The following is a 16,625-nucleotide window of genomic DNA, read 5'->3' as shown; positions in this document are numbered from 1 at the left end:
ACAAGTACGCCGTCGAAACTCACCGCACCAGCCATCCTGCGGATCGACTCCACCACAGAGTCACCTGGCGTGCTCACGCGGCCAGCCACCGTCGTGCAACACCGGGCACCCCTGACCGCCCCTGCACGACACCACCCCGGCGCCACCAGCCACCGTCGTGCAACACCGGGCACCCCTGACCGCCCCTGCACGACACCACCCCGGCGCCACCAGCCACCGTCGTGCAACACCGGGCACCGCTGCCCACTTCTGCACGACACCAACCGGTGAGCTGCGGAATACGGCACCAAACGCACGAGGGCGCCCCGGAAACTCCGGGACGCCCTCGTGATTCGGGGTCAGGGGTGACTCAGCGTGTCAAGCAGCCGTCTGGCCCCCGGCGGTCAGGCACCAGGCATCAGGCGACGAGGCGCCAGATCCCAGGCGGTCAGGCACCAGGCATCAGGCGACGAGGCGCCAGATCCCAGCCGGTCAGGCACCAGGCACCAGGCATCAGCAGATCAGCCGGCGTAGTCGTGCTCGGTCACCTGCTCCACGACCGCCTCTGCGACGGCAGCGGGGCCACCGAGCACGAGCACGGTGCGGGCCGCGAGCCGGTCGAACTCGGCGAGCGTGTCGTTCGGCACGCGGTTCTGCTGGACCAGCACCACCGGCTCCTCACCCATGGCGGCGTAGGCCGCACCGGTCAGGGCGTCCGGGTAGTCCTGACCCGTGGCCAGGACCACGCCCTCGGCTCCACCGCGCTGCGCGGAGAGCGCGGCAGCGGTCTCATAGCGGTTCTCACCCGCGATCCGGTCGACGGTGTCGGTGTAAGCGAGCAGTTCCTCGACCGTCTCGTCGGCCACGGCCTTGGTGCCGCCGAGCACAGTGATCGAGGAGGGCTCGACCCCCTCCAGGTAGGCGGCGGTGGCGTCCGGGACGCCACCCTCATTGACCAGCAGGACCGGCACGCCATCCGCTCCGGCAGCGGCCGACGCGGCGAGGGCATCTGCGTACTCCAGGCCGGTGGCCACAAAGACGTGGTCCACCTCGGTGAACTCGCCCGCGACGTCGGCCGCCGTCTCATAGCGGTTCTCACCGGCCAGGCGGGTCACCTCGGTGCCGCTGACCTCGGCCAGCTCGGCCACCACGTCGTCGGAGACGGCAACGTCACCGCCGAGCACCACGACCCGGTCCGCGTCGAGGCGGGCCAGCTCGGTCGCGGTGGCCTGCGGCACGTTGTCCTGCTGCACCAGCAGCACCGGTGCGCTCTGGTGGCCGGCCAGGGCCGAGCCGGTCAGCGCGTCCGCGAACTCCTGGCCGGTCGCGACATACACCGTGTCCACGATGGGCTGGAAGGAGCGCTCGCTGGCCTGGGCCGCGGTCTCGTAGCGGTTCTCGCCGCCGACCCGGGTGACCTGGTCGGCCTGGACACTCAGCTCGACGAGGTCTGTGCCGCCCTCGCCGACCGAGAGGTAGCTCTCGCCCGCCAGCGGCAGGATGCCCTGCGTGGTGGCCATCAGGTCGCTCGTCTCGCCGTCGACCTCGGCGGGCAGTCCACCGTCCTCGGTCTGCTGGCCGGCGACCCACGTGACCGCGTCCTCGATGTCGACCCCAAGGGTCTGCAGCGCCGGGGCCACCAGGCCCGTGGTGTTGACGGGCACATAGCCGTCCCAGGAGCCGTCGTCGGCCTGCGCCTCGACCAGGTAGTCACGGGCTGCCGCGGCAGCCAGGGCGGCATCGCGGTCGTCGGCCACACCGGAGAGGGCGGTGAGCATCATGCCGGTCGCATCGTTCTCGGGGACGAAACCGTCCTCACCGGTGAAGCCGAACGCACCCTTGGGGCCCTGGAACGCCAGGGAGTTGGCCAGCAGCTCGTCCGGCACCTCGGCGCCGTTGCGGTCCAGCCCGATGATGCACAGGGCGTTGCCGAAGGCGTAGGCGAAGTCGCCGCAGGTGCCGTCCTCGGCGATCGAGTCCTGGATCGCCGCGATCAGGTCGACACCGCCGAAGTCGGTCGCGTCGGCACCGGTGGCAGCGGCGACCAGCGCCAGCTTGCCGGCGGCGGGACCGCCGGCACCGGCGTAGTCCCCCGCCTGGGTCCGCAGGACCTCGACCAACTCGGCGACCTGGTCGTCGTGACCGCCGGCGGCCAGCAGGGCCAGCACGGCGTCGGCGTTGGCACCGGCGCCGTTGTCCTCGGGCGTGACGTTCTCGGCGATGTAGTCGGCAGCGGCCTCGGTGGCCTCGGCGTCGTTGGGAGCGGCGAGCGCCGCGGGGGCGAGCAGGGCGAGTGACGCGGCCGAGGCCAGCGCCACGCTGAGCGTGCGGGACATGTGGGACCTTCCCAGGTGCGGTGGCCCACGTCCCGCGCCGCCGGGCCAGTCTCCCGGCTGCGACTCGATCCGCAGACCACGACGGATATCTGATGAGCGCCAGGCCCGGCAGGCATTCCGGCTCCCCACAAGTGGGTCACGGCTGCGGGTCAGCGCCGGACTCGCACCGGCTTCCCCCGCCAGACCTTGGTGATCCGACTCTAGCGGGTCAGGATAGGAAGCATGACCAGCCCGTATGCCGACAGTCCCGCCCCCGGCCACCGCACCGGTGCGGTGGGCACCGGTGGTGAGCGGACGGCATACGGCACCAGTGACCCCAGCGAGCTGGTGACCCGCGCGGTCGGCCTGGCCCGAGAGACCCAGCCCTGGTGGGCGAGCATCGGGTTCGCCGGCCGGCGGCACCTGTTGGACCGGTGGCGCCAGGAGCTGACGGCGGGCATGGACGACCTGGCCGCGGTGGTCCGCCGCGAGACGGGCAAGCCACACGGTGACGCGATGCTCGAGGTCGGACTGGCCATCGAGCACCTGGCGTGGGCCGCTCGAAAGGCTCCCTCGGTGCTCGGCCGGCGACGGGTCGGCTCGACGCTGCTGGCCGCTCACCTGGCCGCGACCGTGGAGTACCTGCCCTACGGCGTCATCGGAGTGATCGGTCCGTGGAACTATCCGGTGTTCACACCGATGGGCTCGATCGGCTATGCCCTCGCCGGCGGCAACACCGTGGTCTTCAAGCCCTCCGAGCTCACTCCCCAGACCGGCCAGTGGCTCGCCGACAGCTTCGAGCGTGCGGTCGGCAGCCCGTGCCTGCAGGTGGTGCAGGGCGAGGCCGAGGTGGGCGAGGCACTGTGCAGGGCCGGCGTCGACAAGCTGGGGTTCACCGGCTCGACCGCCACTGCGAAGAAGGTGATGGCCGCCTGCGCCGAGACCCTGACGCCGGTGCTGATCGAGGGCGGCGGCAAGGACGCCCTGATCGTCGACGAGGACGCCGACGTGGCCGCCGCCGCACAGGCAGCCGTCTGGGGCGGGATGAGCAACGCCGGCCAGACCTGCATCGGGGTCGAGCGGGTGCTGGCCCACACGGCGGTCTATGACGAGGTCGTGGCGGCGATCGTGCGGGAGGCGGGCCAGGTGCGGGCCGGGCTGGATGTGAACGCCGACCTCGGGCCGATCACGCTGCCCAAGCAGGTCGGCATCATCCGCGAGCAGATCACCGAGGCAGTGACCGGCGGGGCCCGCGTGGTGGTCGGTGACGCGCCGGGCACGAATGATGGCATCGGGGCGGACAGCCTGCTGACCGACCCCGAACGGACACTGCAGCCGGTCGTGCTGGTCGACATCCCTGAGGGCGCCCGCATTCAGGTGGAGGAGACCTTCGGCCCGGTCATCACCGTGGAACGCGTGGCCGACCTGAACGACGCGGTGGCCTCGGCCAACGCCGTGGGCTACGGACTCGGTGGTGCGGTCTACTCCCGGCGACACGGTCCGGAGGTCGCCCGGAGACTGCGCAGCGGGATGACCTCGGTCAACAACGTGATCGGGTTTGCCGGGCTGCCCGAGCTGCCCTTCGGTGGGGTCGGTGACTCCGGGTTCGGGCGGATCCACGGCGCCGACGGTCTCCGCGAGTTCTGCTATGCCAAGTCCGTTGCACGCCAACGGTTCACGCCCCCGGTCAGCATGACCAACTTCCAACGGCGCACCCGCACCGACGGGATCTTCCGGGCGGCCGTCACCGTGCTGCACGGCAAGCGGCCCTGGCGGAGCTGACCGACGGGTCGGTGGGGCAGACTGCCCCGGTGCGCCTCGGCATACAGCCCCTAACCTGGAGGAATGACCGACTCCCCCTCACGGCTCCTGGTCGTCCACCACACGCCCTCACCTGGCATGCAGGCGATGCTCGAGGCCGCACTCGCCGGCGCCCGCGACGCGGAGATCACAGGCGTGGACGTGGTGGTCCGCCCCGCGCTGGCGGCCAGTGCCGTCGACGTGCTCGAGGCCGATGCCTACCTGCTGGGCACGCCCGCGAACATCGGCTACATGTCCGGGGCGCTGAAGCACTTCTTCGACCAGATCTACTATCCGTGCCTAGAGGCCACGACGAAGCGCCCGTGGGGCGCCTACGTCCACGGCAACGAGGGGCTCGAGGGCGCGGTCCGCGCGATCAGCAGCATCACCTCGGCGCTGGGCTGGGAGCCGGTCGCGCCCACGGTGGAGGTGCTGGGGTCCCCTGACCGGGCGGCCCTGGAGTCCTGTCAGGAGCTGGGTGCGGTCCTGGCCGCCACGGTGATGCCCGAGGGCTGAGTCCCTGCCTCGATGACCGTCCGGCGCAGGGTTGCGCGCAGCCCCTTCCCTCCGGACACCGGTGACGCTACGTTCAGCGGATCGTCCTGCCACGGCACGGCGACCCGGGAGTCACCCCCCGTCCCGGGATCTCACCCGAGCGACAAGGAGGTCGCATCAAGATGTTCCGTCACATCCGCGCCCGCAGAGCCGGCGTGCTCCTCGCGGCAGGAGGCCTGGCCGTTTCCGGTCTGGTGGCCCTGCCGAGCACCGCAGCACCGCCCGCCCCCAACCCGGTCGCCTGCGAGAACCGCAACAACAACAGCTATGACAAGCTTCTCGACTGCGTCAGCGGCGAGGGCGCCTTCGAGCACCTCGAGGCCTTCCAGGCCATCGCCGACGAGCACGGTGACCGGTCCGAGGGCTCACCCGGCTACCAGGCCAGCGTCGACTATGTCGTCGAGACGCTGAGCGGTGCAGGCTGGGACGCCGAGGCCGTGCCCTTCGACTATGAGGGCACCGACTCCGTGGTCGAGCAGCTGACGCCCGTCTCCGCCCCCTACGACCACTACGTGGCCGAAGGGTCCGGCGAGGGCGACGTCACCGCCGCCGTCACCCCGGTCGACGTGGCCCTCGATCCACCACGGGCCAACTCCAGCGGCTGCGAGGCAGCAGACTTTGCCGACTTCACCGCCGGTGACATCGCGCTCGTCCAGCGTGGGACCTGTGCCTTCGGCCTCAAGGCGGAGAACGCCGAGGCGGCCGGAGCGAGCGCGGTGCTGATCTTCAACCAGTGCGACACCCCGGACCGGTGCGGCGCGCTCAACCCGACGCTGGTGCCGTCCGTGGTGACCATCCCAGTCGCCGGACTGACCTATGCCGATGGAGAGGCGCTGGCCCAGGACGGCTCGACCGCCCGGGTCCAGGTGGACTACGTGACCAAGCAGTCGCTCAACGTCATCGCCGAGCTGCCGGGTGAGAACGCCGACAACGTGGTCATGGCCGGTGCCCACCTGGACAGTGTCTCCGGCGGCGCCGGGATCAACGACAACGGCAGCGGCTCGGCAGGCCAGCTGGAGGTCGCTGAGAAGCTGGGCAACCACACCCCGCAGAACACCGTGCGTTTCGCGTTCTGGGGCGCTGAGGAGATCGGTCTGATCGGCTCCACGGAGTGGGTCGCCGACCAGTCGCAGGAGGAGCTCGACCGCATCGCGCTCTACCTGAACTTCGACATGATCGGGTCTCCGAACTACTTCCTCGGGGTCTATGACGCCAACGAGTCGACCTTCCCGGCCCCCGCGGGTGTGCCGATCCCGGACGGCTCTATCGTCATCGAGGAGACGTTCGAGTCGTTCTACACCCTGCGTGGCGAGCCCTATGACGACACGCAGTTCAGCGGGCGCAGCGACTACCAGGCGTTCATCGCCAACGACATCCCCTCCGGTGGTCTGTTCACCGGCGCCGAGGGCGTCAAGACCGACGAGCAGGCCGCGATCTGGGGTGGCACGGCGGGCGACTGGTTCGACCCGTGCTATCACCAGGCCTGTGACGACCTGGGCAACGTGGACATGCACGCCCTGGACGTCAACGTCGACTCGGTGGCCTTCGCCGTGCTGACCTTCGCCTACTCCACGGAGTCGGTCAACGGTGTCCCGGGTGCGAAGGTGCCTGGAAACTTCCAGATCCCGGCGCCGGCCGGACCGGAGGGCACCTTCCAGTGAGCCGGCGAGGTCGGCACCTCCCGGTGACACTCGGGAGCTGCTGACCTCCTCACCACTGATCTCCCGATCAGTGACCACGCCAACTCGACCGCGTCTTCTCGCCCCCCGGAGCGAGAGGACGCGGTCGACCTGGTGGTCATCCGCACGGACCTCAGCTCTGCACACCCAGGTGTGCCGCGATCCGCTCGAACTGCAGCTCCAGCAGGTCATCGGCCGGCTCGAAACTGTTCCGGAACTGCCCGAACAGCTCGAAGCTGATCAGGCCGTAGACGTGAGTCCACGCGGAGACTCCCCGCAGCACCAACTCGTCGGGCAGGTCGGAGCCGAAGAAGTCGCGCACGCTGTCGCACTGGCGCGACAACTCCTCGCTCACCGGAGGTCCCTCGCTGGCGACCGGCACGCTGAGCCGACCCGCGGCATACTCCTCGACGAGCAGGCCGATCAGCGCAGCCGGGACCCGGGTCCCTGCGGTGATGGTGTCGTCGGGAGCGCGGTACCCGGGCACCGGGGAGCCGTGCAGCAGGGCGTACTCGTGCGGGTGCGCCCGCCCCCAGTCCCGCACCGCCATGGCGACCGCCACGAACCGCTGGACGGCGCTCCCGCCACCGGCCGCCGCCCGCTCGGCCACCGCGCCCACGGCGTCATAGCTCTCGATGATGAGCAGGGTGAGCAACTCGTCGCGGCTGGCGACGTAGCGGTAGACGGCCGAGGAGACCATGCCGACCTCCCGGGCGACGGCCCGCAGCGAGAGCCCGTCAGCCCCGTGCTCGGCCAGCGCGCGTCGCCCGGCGGTCATGATCTGGGCCATCACCTCGGCGCGGTTGCGCTCCCGGGCGCCTGGCCTGTGCCCCTTCGTGGGCTCTGCCTCGCTCATGCCCGCGATCCTCACATCCGAGAGCACTGTTCGCAATCAGTCGGAGTCCCGGCGCGGCTCGGATGGCCCCACAATGGACCTATGGAACCCCGAGGCCTGCCCCTGGTGATCGTGCCGTTCGCGGTGTCCGGCGTGATCCACCTGGTGCGCCCGGAGACCTTCGAGCCGATCATCCCCCGGCCGCTGCGGGCTCGGAGGCACGAGCTGGTGCTGCTCTCCGGCGTGGCCGAGCTTGCCTGTGCCGCAGGATTGCTGCATCCCCGCACCCGCCCGAGAGCGGGCTTGGTGAGTGCCGCCTTGTTGACGGCCGTCTGGCCGGCCAACGCCCAGATGTCGCTGGATCTGGGCCGTCGTGCCGCCCGGCGCCGTGACGCCCGCTCGGTCGCCTCCCTCGCGGTGAGCCTGGCGCGGCTGCCGCTGCAGGTGCCCTTGATCAGGATCGCCTGGGCCGCTCGTGAGGCGGGGCCGTGAGGCCCGATGTGAGCAGCACCGACCAGCACCTATGGGAACTGCTCGTGCACGAACTGGCTCGCGAGGGCACCGTGGTCGAGTCACGGCCGGGAGTGCTGCTGGTCGATCTGCCCGAGGAGGAGTCGGGGAGTCGGCATCACCTCGAGATCCGGATGACGTCGCACCAGTTGCGCGAGACGCTCACCGCGCTCTCTCCGGACGGGCAGGACGTGCTGGGCATCACCGACCCCATCGCCGCCGGATGGGGCCTGTTCCTCGTGCACCTCGAGGAGCATCTGGGCACTCTGCGACCGGACGAGGGCTATCTGTTGTGGCACGAGGGTGAGCTCCATCCCTCGGTTGACCTGGAGTGGCCGCCGCGGCGTGGGGATCTCGCGCCACTGCCCTAACCCTGTTGAACCCTGCTGCGCGAGCCACTGACGCGCTCCACCTCCGGCCGCCCCGCACTGAGTGCCACCACCACGTGCCGCGTGCTCAGTGGCGGCTGAACTCGACCCAGCGACCGTTGCTGTCGATGACCACGCGCCAGCCGTCGTGGGCAAACACGAAGTGCTCGCCCACGACGGTCGCCTGCGTGGTCAGGGCAGCTGCGAGGGCGAGGTAGGCCCCGTCAGGATCCGGCGTCACCAGCTGCTCCTGTGCATCTCCCTCACCGATGGAGATGTCGGTGCCATCGGCGACCGCCCGCGCGATGAGAGCCTCCTCATCGCAGCTGCCGGCCTCGGCGAAGATGGTGTCGGCCGTGCTGAGGGCATCTGGCGTGAGTCCAGCGCCGTCGACGAACGGCGGGTTCTGCCAGGACGCCGAGCACTCGACCGGCAACGGTGGCGGCTGCTCCGGACGGGCTGCGACCTCCGCCTCCCTGAGCACCGTGGCTAGTTCCTCGACCGAGCCGACCGGCGGCCAGGCCTGGCGCATGTCCGCATAGTCCGCGTAGGGGTTGCCGACCCCATCGGGGACCTCGAGCCAGAACCCGTCGACGTAAGGCCGGATCGGGTCGGTGCGCCCCTCCGAGGACACCTGGTCGCGCAGCACGACGAGGATGGGACCGCCGACCTCGACCGCCTGCGCCGGAGTCACCTCGTGCAACGGGCCGCTGTCGAGCAGGATGTCGACGTGGCCGAGCTCGCCGCCGTCCGGGAGGGTCTGCTGGACGTCCACCGTCACCACGAAGTCGTCTCCCTGCGGCCGGACGTCCGATACCACGCCGACAATGACGCGCCCAGCGCCGTGGCTGACGGCCAGGGTCGGGCTCTTCAGGGGGCGGTAGTTGGGCTGCACCCCGCTGGCCCGCAGCCCGTCGAGGAACCGCTCGTTCGCGACCAGCTGGTCGACCACCGGGGCCGTCGATGTGGTCTCGACGGCCGGGGCGAGATCCTCGGGTGAAGGCCCCGTCCCACCCCACTGACTCACCACGACCGCACCGGCCGCAACGGCGGCCACTGCCGCCCCGGCCCCCAGCCGACGGTTCCGGCGCCGCACACGGGACGTCCGCCACACTCCCTGCACCAGATTCACGTCGGTGGCGCCCGCGACGCCACGGTCCAGGAACTCACGCAGGTCACTCATCGAACCTCCTCCGCACTGACGATCGCGAACTCCTCGCGGAGCCGGCGCATCGCGACATGCGCCTGGCTCTTGACCGTGCCCGTGGAGACACCGAGCGTCTCTGCGATCTGCTGCTCGGACTGGTCCTCGTAGTAGCGCAGCACCAGGACCGCACGCTGCCTCGGTGTCAACGCCTGCAGGGCGGCGCGCACATCGGCCCCGGCCACCCAGGCTTCGCTCCGACCAGCCAGTCCTGCATCAGGTAGTTCGGCGCTGGGCGTCTCCCGCTTTCGACGTCGCCACCACGTGACGGCGCCGTTGTAGATGATCCTTCGCGCATAAGCATCGGGTGCCTCGGCGCGCAGCCGCGACCACCGGTCGGCCACCTTGAGCAGCGCGTCCTGGACGAGGTCTTCGGCACTGGCCTGCTCTCCGGTGAGCAGGATCGCCGAGCGCAGGAAGCCTTGCTGCCGCGACACCGCCCACGCCTCGAACTCCCGCTGCTCATCGTCCACGCGCCCTCCTCCCGCACTCCGCCCCATTGACGGTCTTAGTGACTCAACGCGGGGAGGCCCCCGGAGGTTGGTGTCCTGCCTCAACCAGTTGCCGGGCACGGTCGCATGCCTGGACGCTGGAGGCGATGAGGTCGGCTGGTGCCCCTGCGGCGATCCGCATCGCGTGGGCCGCCTCGAACTCCTGGAGCGCCTCACCCGGACGGCCGGCGGCCAGCAGCGCCTTGCCGTGGTGCTGCCGCAGGACCGGCTCCCAGGGTGAGCCGGTGCACTCGGCCAGCAACTCGGCATACGCCCGCAGTGCCGTCTTGGTCTCCCCAAGGTCACGGGCGCAGTCAGCCAGCAGGGCTCGCACCCGCACGGTCCGGTCGGCGCTCTGCAGCAGCCCGCGGGCGCGCACCGGGTCACCCGACCAGAGGGCCTGGACCGCATCGACCAGCGGGTCGGTCGCCATGCCCTCCCGGAAAGCGACGAGGTCGGTGACGCGCGGCAGCAGGGTGCTGCCGTCGATCACCCACCCGGGGCCGCCCTCGACATCAGCGGGTGGTTCAGTCATCGGCTCACTCACCCCGGCATGATCGCACCCCGTGGAGCCCACCACACACCGCTGCCCACGCTAAGGTGACCGCAGCGTCGCGTGTCGTTGACAGTCCGTGTCAGGCATGGAGGCGCCGGACACGAAGGAGCGACGATGACACCGTCACCCCTTCGCCCCCAGTGTGACTGAGGGCGAGAAGACCAGGCTTGTGGCCTGGAGTCGAGAGCTGCGGGCCGTGCACGAGCGGCTGCGCGAGGCACTGCGCGTCACTCGGGAGGCGCTGACCGCCGGCACCCCTGCCGGTGAGGCGAGTCGGGACCTGCTGCTGTTCTGTCACGGTTTCTGCACCGCCCTGACCAGCCACCACGAGGGCGAGGACCGCAGGCTGTTCCCGGCCATCGCAGCCGCCCACCCCGAGCTGGCGGACACCCTGCGATCCCTGCAGCAGGACCACTCGATGATCGGATATCTGGTGGCCGGGCTCCAGGAGGCCGTGGACCGCTCTGCCCCGCGAGCTGAGCTGGAGCGCCACCTGGAAGGCATCGGGGCGATCATGGAGTCGCACTTCGGTTTCGAGGAACGGCGGTTGCTCAGCGTGCTGGAGAGCCTGCGGCTGGAGGCAGACCCGACCGAGGTGCTCGGGCCGCTCTGAACCAAGAGGCCCCGGGCCGACTGAGAGACAAGACCATCTCTAGCCGCGGTCGAATCTTGGTCCGACTTGCCGCGACCCCTGTCAATCGGCCGCGGGTGTCGCCATGCTGTGCACACCGTCGGCGACGTCCCCACCACGTCCCGTCGCTCGGGCAGTTGATGCCGACGGCAGGGGCCGGCGGCGGGCGCACGATCCCAGGAGGATCCGTTGAACAGTCATCCCGCTCGCGCGCGCACCACCAGCGCCCGCCGCACCTCCCTCGCCCTCGCCTGTGCGGCGGGCCTCGTCGTCGCGCCGTTCGCCGCGTTGGCCGACGGCCCGTCTGGAGTCACTGCCCCGGCAGTGGCCTCCGTCTCCACCGGCCCACTGTCTGGCCCGGCTTCCGTCGCGGACGGCGTCACCCACGAGGAGAACGACCGCGTCCCCGTCGGCGCGTCTTGGACCGAGCACTACTTCCCCTCCTCGGACGGTAGTGATGTCGAGCTGCACGCCGATGTGCTTCGCCCGGCGCACCTGTCCTCCGACGAGCCGACGCCGGTCATCCTCTCCGTCGGCCCCTATTTCGCTCACATCGGCCAGACTGGCAACGACGGCTTCAGCCACACCGGCCCCTCCGCGCGGTTCAACGACCTGATCGACGGCGCCTCGCTGATGGAGCGGGGCTACACCGTCGTCATGGTCGACCTGCGCGGCTACGGCGGGTCGACCGGCTGCCTGGACTTCGCCGGTCCCGGAGAGCAGGCGGACACCGTCGCCGCCGTCGACTGGGCGGCGAGCCAGCCGTGGTCCACCGGTCGCGTGGGCCTCTACGGCAAGTCGTATGACGCGGTCACCGGCCTCCTCGGGGCCAACCACGAACCGGAGGGTCTGGGGGCGGTGGTCGCACAGGAACCCCTGTGGGACATGTACAACTACCTCTACTCCAACGGCGTGCCGCGCCCCAACGTCACCGGCACTCCTCGCGCCTACAACTCGATCGCCTCCCTCCCCGGGATGGCCGACGACACCGAGCGCTACCGGGCGAACGCGGCCTACGAGGAAAATCACCCGGAGTGCCTGGAGAACAACCTCTCGGACCCTCAGAACCCCGACCCCGATTCCGACTACTGGTCCGCACGCAACCTCGCGGCTATGGCCGACGGCTCCGCCGTCCCGCTCTTCCTCACACAGGGCTTCCTCGAGCCCAACACCAAGCCCGAGGACATGCAGCAGTACCTGGCCAACCACGACGGTGAGCAACGCGGCTGGCTCGGCCCGTTCGAGCACGTCCGCGGCAACGACAGGGGCCGGGACGGAGTCCTCCGCATGGGGCGCGAGGGTTGGTTCGAGGAGGTCATGCGCTTCTACGACGAGCACCTGCGCGACGTGGAGCCCAACGTAATGGACCCGGCGTTCGCCATCCAGGACAACTTCGGCCAGTGGCGTGCACAGGACACCTGGCCAGTCGTCACCTCAAGCACCACGGCACGCCTGGAGTCGGGGTCCTACGTGGACGATGGCGGCGAGAGCCCGAGCAGACTGGCCGTCGGCCCGCACAGCGACACCGGCGTCTACGACATGGAGCATGCTCCGGAGCTGCCGGAGGTGGCGCGGCACGGCGCCAACTCCGACACGGGGCCCAAGCCCCGGGTGACCGAGGACGACAACAGCTACTACTCGTGGTCACGACCGGTGAACCACGACACGCGGATCACCGGCACTCCCGAGATCTCCTTCCAGGCGCAGGGTGTGGGCAACGTGCTGGTCCGCCTGTGGGACGTCGCACCGGACGGCACGGCCATCATGTTCGACGAGCAGATGTCGGTGGTCACCAACGGGCAGGTCAGCTTCACCCTGAAGGACACCGACTGGACCCTGCAGGAGGGTCACCAGCTTGCCGTCGGCGTAGGCACGAACACCACGTGGGGCTGGCGGGACCAGCCCTCCGGCCAGACCATCACAGTCAGCTCACCAACGCTGACGCTCGACCTGCAGAACACCCGCAATGACGTTCCGACGCAGGGTGATCGCGCGCCCTATCTGGATTCCTACCTCGCCAACTACACCGGCGTCATGGAGACCGGGGTGAAAGGCACCTTCAGCCTGAACGCCGACCAGGGCCGCCACTAGCCCCAACGCACAACCCACGACGGGCCCGCTGACCGCGATAGGTCGGCGGGCTCGTTCGGGGCCACAGCTCGTCGCGCTCAGGTCTGGACGGTGCGCAGCAGGGCGGCCGCGAGCTCGGTCGGCCGGCTGAGCGCGGCCAGGTGACCTCCGGGGACCAGTTCAACCTCGAGCCCGAGTCGCTCACGGGCCACACGGCGCTGGAAGGCGGGCGGGAAGAACCGGTCGTCGCTGCCGGTGAGCACCCGGGTGGGCACCTCCGGCCAGGCCGGGAGCGGCCAGGGCTCGTCGAACGGCCGGTCAGTCTGCGCTGGCTCTCCTGCTGCCAGTGCTTCCTGCGTGACGTCCTCGGGGACGTCGTGGAAGAAGTGCCGGAGCGGGTCCATCTCCTCGATCATCTCCTCCGCCAGTCGGGTGGCGGTCCACCACTGGTGACCTGTCTCGCCCGGCCTGGGGATCATTGCGTTCAGCAGCACGAGCTCACGCACGTCAAGACGGTCACAGACCAGCGGCGCCGACAGCCCGCCCATCGACTGCGCGACCACGGTGACCGGGCCGGGGTCGGGACCTGCGGCGCTGACGATCGCGTCGGCATAGGCCGCCAGGCCCGCGTTGGGGTCACCTGCCGGCAGCTCAACAGCGGCGGCACCGGGCAGCAGCGGCACGAGCCGGTGCCAGTACCACGCCTGGCCCCCGGCGCCGGGAACGAGGAGACATCGCATGCCGGATCTGACTCCCCACCCGCGCGGAACTCATCGCCAGCCCCTCGGCATACGAGAGGCCGGCGTCCCCTGCCAGGTAGGTGGTCTCGGGGATCGGCCCCTCAGAGCCGCTCGATGATCATGGCCATACCCTGACCGCCACCGACACACATCGTCTCCAGCCCGAACTGTCCGTCCCGCTCCTCCAGAGCACCGATCAGCGTCCCCGCGATGCGGGCACCGGTCGCGCCGAACGGGTGGCCGAGGGCGATGCCGCCGCCGTGGACGTTGAGCTTGTCCAGGTCCATGCCCAATTGCTGCGCGCTGGGCAGGACCTGAGCCGCGAAGGCCTCGTTGATCTCATAGAGGTCCATGTCGCCGATGCTCATGCCGGCCTGGGCGAGGGCACGTTGGGAAGCCTCGACCGGTCCCAGACCCATGATCTCCGGTGAGAGGGCCGACACCGCCGTGCTCACGATCCGGGCCAGCGGCTTGATGCCCCTGCTCCGAGCGAACTCGTCGCTGGTGATCGCCAGGGCAGCCGCGCCGTCGTTGAGCGGGCAGCTGTTGCCGGCCGTGACCGAGCCACCCTCCCGGAAGACAGGGTCGAGGGTCGCGAGCTTCTCCGCGGTAGTGCCCGGTCGCGGCCCGTCGTCGCGGGTGACGACGGTGCCGTCCGCCAGCTCGATCGGCACGATCTGGGAGTCAAACAGACCCGCCTCGATCGCGGCCACTGCGCGCTGCTGGCTCGTGGCCGCCCACGCGTCCTGGTCGGCCCGCGAGACGCCGCACAGACCGGCGACGTTCTCGGCGGTCTGCCCCATCGCGATGTAGACGTCCGGCAGCTCACCGTCAACGAGTGGATCGCTCCACGCGCCTCCCTCGGCGGCGCGCGCCTTCGTGCGGGCCTGCGCCGCGGCGAAGGCGGAGTTGTTCCAGGCCCTGGTGTCGATGCCCGCCTCGCGGAAGTTCGGGGTCCGGGACACGCACTCGACCCCGGCGCTGATGAGGGCCTGGGCCTCGCCGGACCGGATCGCGTGGAAAGCCATCCGGGTGGTCTGCACCGAGGAGGAGCAGTAGCGGTTGACCGTGGTGCCACCCGCGCCCTGGGCTCCCATCAGCACCGACACCACGCGGGCCAGGTTCTGCCCGTGCTCCCCGAAGGGCTGGGCGCACCCCAGATAGAGGTCCTCCAGGTCCTCCATCGCCAACCCTTCCGTCGCCTCGACGGTCGCGGTGATCACGCGTGCGGCCAGATCGTCCGGCCGAACCTCCCTGAGGCTGCCCTTGAAGGCCCGGCCCAGCGGGCTCCGGCGGGCGCCGACAATCCATGCTTCCACTGCTCTGCCCTCTCTTCCTGGTCCGCGCTCAGCCGAGCGGGCTGCCGCTGACGTAGATGACCTGGCCGGTCACAAAGCCCGACCCCTCGGATGCCAGGTAGGAGACGGTGTGGGCGATGTCCTCCGGCTGGCCGACGCGCTTGACGGGGCTGCGCTCCTTGGCGCCCTCAATCATCTGCTCGAAAGGCACGCCCACCCGTGCGGCCGTCGCGGCCGTCATGTCGGTCTGGATGAAGCCCGGGGCCACCGCGTTGGCGGTCACGCCGAACTTCCCCAGCTCCAGGGCGATCGCCTTGGTGAAGCCCTGCAGTCCGGCCTTGGCCGCGGAGTAGTTGGCCTGACCACGGTTGCCCTTGGCCGACGAGCTGGACATGCTGATGATGCGGCCGAAACCTTCCTTGGTCATGTGCGCCTGGCAGGCCCGGCTCATCAGGAAGGCACCGCGCAGGTGCACGTTCATCACCGTGTCCCAGTCGTCCTCGGACATCTTGAACAGCAGGTTGTCGCGGAGCACACCGGCGTTGTTGACCAGGACCACGGGCGGTCCGAGCTCCTCGGCCACGCGGTCGACACCGGCTTGAACGGCCTCAGCGTCGGCAACGTCCACACCCACCGCGATCGCACGGCCGCCAGCGTCCGTGATCTCCTTGACGACCTGCTCGCCATCGGCCTCGTTGAGGTCGAAGATGGCGACGGCATGGCCGTCCTCGGCCAGGCGCTTGGCGGTGGCCGCTCCGATACCTCGCGCACCACCAGTGACGATGGCGACCCTGTTCTGTTCAGACATGACTTCTCCTTGTGGGTGAGGTTGAGCTCGACCGGATGTCCGGTGGAGCTAGGTCAGACGGCCTCCGCCGTCGATGATGTGCAGGGTCCCGGTGATCCAGGACGCCTCCTCCGAGAGTAGGAAGGCAACGGTGGAGGCGACATCCTCCGGCCGGCCGATCCGCCCCAGCGGGTAGCGGCTCGCCGCGGCCTCCTCGCCCTGGGACATCAGCGGCGCCGCGAACTGCGTGCGGACCAGGGCAGGAGCCACGGCATTGACCCGCACCCGGGGTGCGAGCTCGAGCGCCATGCCTCGCGTGAGATGGTCCAGCATCGCCTTGCTCGCGCCATACAGGTCGATACCGGGTGCGGTGCCCTGCCCGGCGGTCGAGGAGATGTTCACGACCGCCCCGGAACGGGCCGGGTCCCCGAAGACGGCCTGCACCCACGCCAGCGGGGCCAGGGCGTTGACCTCGACGATCTTGCGCGCCGCGCCCAGGTCGGCAGCCATCAGCGATCCGTAGACCGGGTTGATGCCCACGTTGTTGACCAGGAGCGTCACCGGACCGAAGTCTCGTTCGGCCTGTTGTGCGGTGGCGCGCTGGTGCTCTGGGTCATCGGCCTTGCCGGGCACTCCCAGGCACACCTCCGGACCGCCCAGGGCAGCCACCGCCTCGGCCAGCGGTTCCGCCTTGCGCCCGGTGATCACGACCCGGGCTCCTTCGGCGACGAGCCGCTCGGCGATGGCATAACCGATGCCGCGACTCGCGCCGGTGACGATGGCGGTCTGCCCGCTCAGTCCTCGCAT

Annotated in this window: 16 protein-coding genes and 1 riboswitch; of the genes, 7 read left to right on the top strand and 9 right to left on the bottom strand. The window is 70.2% G+C overall.

What is annotated here, in order from left to right; genetic code table 11:
* Positions 1 to 500: 500 nt before the first annotated feature.
* Positions 501 to 2,315, bottom strand: a complete 1,815-nt coding sequence (locus DPQ65_RS14785) for a cell wall-binding repeat-containing protein (RefSeq protein WP_114908113.1) — start codon at positions 2,313 to 2,315, stop codon at positions 501 to 503.
* Positions 2,316 to 2,405: 90 nt separating this feature from the next.
* Positions 2,406 to 2,538, bottom strand: a riboswitch (cobalamin riboswitch).
* Here DPQ65_RS14785 and DPQ65_RS14780 point away from each other — a divergent pair.
* From DPQ65_RS14780 to DPQ65_RS14770, 3 genes are all read left to right on the top strand, one after another.
* Positions 2,538 to 4,076, top strand: a complete 1,539-nt coding sequence (locus DPQ65_RS14780; RefSeq protein ID WP_114908112.1) for an aldehyde dehydrogenase family protein — start codon at positions 2,538 to 2,540, stop codon at positions 4,074 to 4,076. (Overlaps the previous riboswitch by 1 nt.)
* Positions 4,077 to 4,139: 63 nt before the next feature.
* Positions 4,140 to 4,610 (top strand): flavodoxin family protein, encoded by a 471-nt coding sequence (locus tag DPQ65_RS14775; RefSeq protein WP_114908111.1) that lies wholly within the window; start codon positions 4,140 to 4,142, stop codon positions 4,608 to 4,610.
* Positions 4,611 to 4,771: 161 nt separating this feature from the next.
* Positions 4,772 to 6,310, top strand: a complete 1,539-nt coding sequence (locus DPQ65_RS14770; RefSeq protein WP_114908110.1) for a M20/M25/M40 family metallo-hydrolase — start codon at positions 4,772 to 4,774, stop codon at positions 6,308 to 6,310.
* A 151-nt stretch (positions 6,311 to 6,461) separates the two neighbouring features.
* Here DPQ65_RS14770 and DPQ65_RS14765 read toward each other — a convergent pair whose 3' ends face one another.
* The gene (locus DPQ65_RS14765) at positions 6,462 to 7,184 is read right to left on the bottom strand and encodes a TetR/AcrR family transcriptional regulator (RefSeq protein WP_114908109.1); all 723 of its coding nucleotides are present in this window, start codon (positions 7,182 to 7,184) and stop codon (positions 6,462 to 6,464) included.
* An 81-nt stretch (positions 7,185 to 7,265) separates the two neighbouring features.
* On the opposite strand from DPQ65_RS14765, the gene DPQ65_RS14760 reads away from it, so the two are divergent.
* Positions 7,266 to 7,655, top strand: a complete 390-nt coding sequence (locus tag DPQ65_RS14760) for a DoxX family protein (protein ID WP_114908108.1) — start codon at positions 7,266 to 7,268, stop codon at positions 7,653 to 7,655.
* An 8-nt stretch (positions 7,656 to 7,663) separates the two neighbouring features.
* Positions 7,664 to 8,044, top strand: coding sequence for a hypothetical protein (locus DPQ65_RS14755; RefSeq protein WP_114908107.1), 381 nt, complete (start codon positions 7,664 to 7,666; stop codon positions 8,042 to 8,044).
* Between the two features lie 85 nt (positions 8,045 to 8,129).
* Here the strand turns inward: DPQ65_RS14755 and DPQ65_RS14750 are convergent, their stop codons facing one another.
* From DPQ65_RS14750 to DPQ65_RS14740, 3 genes are read right to left on the bottom strand one after another with little or no spacing between them, the layout of a single operon-like run.
* Complete coding sequence (locus DPQ65_RS14750; RefSeq protein ID WP_114908106.1) at positions 8,130 to 9,224, bottom strand: hypothetical protein; 1,095 nt, start codon at positions 9,222 to 9,224, stop codon at positions 8,130 to 8,132.
* Positions 9,221 to 9,718: a SigE family RNA polymerase sigma factor gene (locus DPQ65_RS14745; RefSeq protein ID WP_238146883.1), complete on the bottom strand. Its 498-nt coding sequence runs from the start codon at positions 9,716 to 9,718 to the stop codon at positions 9,221 to 9,223. The genes DPQ65_RS14750 and DPQ65_RS14745 overlap by 4 nt, the downstream gene beginning before the upstream one ends.
* A 43-nt stretch (positions 9,719 to 9,761) precedes the next feature.
* A complete protein-coding gene (locus DPQ65_RS14740; RefSeq protein ID WP_114908104.1) occupies positions 9,762 to 10,271 on the bottom strand; it encodes a tetratricopeptide repeat protein in 510 nt (169 codons plus the stop codon).
* A 163-nt stretch (positions 10,272 to 10,434) separates the two neighbouring features.
* Here DPQ65_RS14740 and DPQ65_RS14735 point away from each other — a divergent pair, with 163 nt between their 5' ends.
* Both DPQ65_RS14735 and DPQ65_RS14730 read left to right on the top strand, forming a co-directional pair.
* A complete protein-coding gene (locus DPQ65_RS14735) occupies positions 10,435 to 10,905 on the top strand; it encodes a hemerythrin domain-containing protein (protein ID WP_114908103.1) in 471 nt (156 codons plus the stop codon).
* A 207-nt stretch (positions 10,906 to 11,112) separates the two neighbouring features.
* Complete coding sequence (locus tag DPQ65_RS14730; RefSeq protein WP_162802286.1) at positions 11,113 to 13,014, top strand: CocE/NonD family hydrolase; 1,902 nt, start codon at positions 11,113 to 11,115, stop codon at positions 13,012 to 13,014.
* Between the two features lie 77 nt (positions 13,015 to 13,091).
* Here the strand turns inward: DPQ65_RS14730 and DPQ65_RS14725 are convergent, their stop codons facing one another.
* The 4 genes from DPQ65_RS14725 to DPQ65_RS14710 form a co-directional block, all read right to left on the bottom strand.
* Positions 13,092 to 13,733, bottom strand: a complete 642-nt coding sequence (locus tag DPQ65_RS14725) for an alpha/beta fold hydrolase (RefSeq protein ID WP_114908102.1) — start codon at positions 13,731 to 13,733, stop codon at positions 13,092 to 13,094.
* Between the two features lie 101 nt (positions 13,734 to 13,834).
* Complete coding sequence (locus DPQ65_RS14720; RefSeq protein ID WP_114908101.1) at positions 13,835 to 15,052, bottom strand: acetyl-CoA C-acetyltransferase; 1,218 nt, start codon at positions 15,050 to 15,052, stop codon at positions 13,835 to 13,837.
* 28 nt (positions 15,053 to 15,080) lie between these two features.
* The gene (gene fabG / locus DPQ65_RS14715) at positions 15,081 to 15,839 is read right to left on the bottom strand and encodes a 3-oxoacyl-ACP reductase FabG (protein ID WP_114908100.1); all 759 of its coding nucleotides are present in this window, start codon (positions 15,837 to 15,839) and stop codon (positions 15,081 to 15,083) included.
* A gap of 48 nt (positions 15,840 to 15,887) precedes the next feature.
* On the bottom strand, positions 15,888 to 16,625 hold the full coding sequence (locus tag DPQ65_RS14710) for an SDR family oxidoreductase (RefSeq protein WP_114908099.1): 738 nt from the start codon (positions 16,623 to 16,625) through the stop codon (positions 15,888 to 15,890).

Source organism: Ornithinimicrobium murale, assembly GCF_003352835.1.
GTDB classification, from domain to species: Bacteria; Actinomycetota; Actinomycetes; order Actinomycetales; family Dermatophilaceae; genus Ornithinicoccus; species Ornithinicoccus muralis.
The sequence above is the reverse complement of the archived record's forward strand: the minus strand, read 5'-3'. Positions and strand labels throughout refer to the sequence as shown.